Origin of the sequence: Bacillus sp. JJ1127, from assembly GCF_036965845.1 — a bacterium.
In the GTDB taxonomy this organism is placed as follows: domain Bacteria; phylum Bacillota; class Bacilli; order Bacillales; family Bacillaceae_G; genus Bacillus_A.
Genome location: NZ_JBALQK010000178.1, coordinates 1 through 2,371 on the forward strand (window position 1 = coordinate 1; position 2,371 = coordinate 2,371).

The 2,371-nt window shown below is 34.6% G+C and carries 1 protein-coding gene; it reads right to left on the reverse strand.

Annotated features, from left to right (window positions below):
• Positions 1–395: 395 nt before the first annotated feature.
• Entirely contained in the window at positions 396–1,763 is a 1,368-nt protein-coding gene (locus V7183_RS17615) for an Nramp family divalent metal transporter (protein WP_335360312.1), read from the reverse strand.
• Positions 1,764–2,371 lie beyond the last annotated feature (608 nt).

Sequence of the window (2,371 nt, forward strand, 5' to 3'; positions counted from 1 at the left end):
CCATCAATTAAAAAACCGATATACAACCCCTCTTTTTCGGTGGGAGCCGGAATCCGCCGATGCATAGAAGCGGTCAGATCCTTTTCCTGCCCCAGGCCAAGTGAAACTAAAGAGAGAAAACGAGTGCAGGTCACTTTTTGTTCTTCATAGCCGTGATTTATATGCTGGAAAATTAAAATGGATATATATAGAACTTTTAAAAAAGAAGAAAGATAGAAAACCTTCTGGTGAAACAGGAGGTTTTCTATTATGTTGATTAGTTTTTTTGTTTCATTTTAATAAAGAAGAGTGAGAATAGAAGAATTCCCTTCAAACATAAAGGTTGAAGGGAATTCTTCTATTTTTATAGTCTAGATTAATGGAAGTAATACAAATACTTTATATTTAGAATATTTTTATCCTGAAAATGTAGTAAAGAGTAGATATGCATTTAAAATAGCGATAATAATAGCAATGAACCAAGCGATCATTTTGGTCCAAAGTGAGTTTGTGAATTCACCCATTTTCTTTTTGTCACTAGTAAACATAATAAGTGGAATAACTGCAAATGAAAGTTGAAGAGATAGGATAACTTGGCTTAATACTAAAAGATCCGTGGTTCCTTTTTCTCCATATATTAGTGTTACAATGACCGCAGGTATAATTGCGATTAAACGCGTAATTAAGCGGCGAATCCATGGTCGTAAGCGAATATTTAAAAAACCTTCCATTACAATTTGCCCAGCTAACGTTCCTGTTAATGTAGAATTTTGTCCTGAGGCTAATAAAGCAACGGCAAATAATACGCTCGCAACCCCACTTCCAAGAATCGGATTTAACAATTGATAGGCATCTTGGATTTCCGCTACTTCGGTATGCCCTGTTGTATGAAAAGCAGACGCTGCTAATATTAAAATTGATGCATTAATAAATAAAGCTAACATTAATGCGATCGTGGAGTCAATCACTGAAAATTTAATCGCTTCTCGTTTTCCTTTGGGCGTTTCTTCATAATTTCTCGTTTGCACAATAGAAGAATGTAAATACAAATTATGTGGCATAACCGTAGCTCCTAAAATTCCAAGTGCAATAAATAGCATTTCAGGATTTTGAATAATCTCTTTACTTGGAACAAATCCTTTTGCAATCTCACTCAGTTGTGGCTGCGACATAAAGAGTTCCACACCAAAACAAACGGAAATGGTTGCAATTAAACTAATGACAATGGCTTCAATATAACGAAATCCTTTATTTTGTAATAAAAGTACTAATAAGATATCAAATGAAGTAATGCATACGCCCCATACAAGAGGAATATGAAATAAAAGGTTTAACGCGATAGCGGAACCTATCACTTCCGCTAAATCACAAGCTGCAATAGCTAATTCACATAGTATCCATAAAACAAATGACACAGGCTTACTGTAATGATCCCGACATGCTTGTGCTAAGTCTCTTCCTGTTACAATCCCTAACTTTGCAGATAGTGCCTGCAAAATAATAGCCATAAAGTTAGAAATCAAAATGACGGATAGTAACGTATAGTTATAAGCAGATCCTCCAGCTATCGATGTAGCCCAGTTTCCAGGATCCATGTATCCTACTGCAACAAGATAACCTGGTCCCATAAATGCAAGGAGCTTTCGAAGGGAATTTCCCTTCTTCGGTACCTTCATACTTTTATACACTTCTCGTAAGCTAGGATCGTTGTTGTGTTGCCGCCAACCTTCTTGATGTGATACAGCAACCGCATCTTGCCTTTTGGCTGTTTCTAATTCATCCATAACGTATCCTCCCCTTTTAACTTGTTTTCATTTTGTTCACTGAAGGTGAAATGAAAGATGGTGTAGTATTTTTTTATTTTTAAAAACCTAAAATAGGGTTTTATTTTTTCTTTGTGGCAAAAATATGGTGTTACACTTTTGAATTTTACCTAAACCAACTTTTTTAGCCTAGTATAAAAATATGATGTGTGATTAAATTTTATGCAAAAGAAAGAAGATAGGTGAGTATAAATAAGATTACTTTTGTCATGAAACATATGTACTTGTTAACAGACAACATAGGAAGCTTGAGAGGGACTCAATTGGTAATGCCTTTGATGCTATTTTCAGTTGTATCTCGTATGATTCAAAATCCGAAACACGCAGGATAAGTCTCCTATGAACGGTATGAGACAACAAAAGAAAAAACTACGTTAAATTCTTATACAATATTATGGTGGAACACGAATTCACCTTAATTTGATGGCGATGTGTTGGTACCCCATGCCCATCAAGCTAAGCTTATATAAATTTAATTTCACGTGAGATTTTTCTTTTTGTGAAATGTTCCATTAAAAAATGTTCTAGACTATAGAAAAAAGTATTAGACTATTAAAAAATAGTTGTAG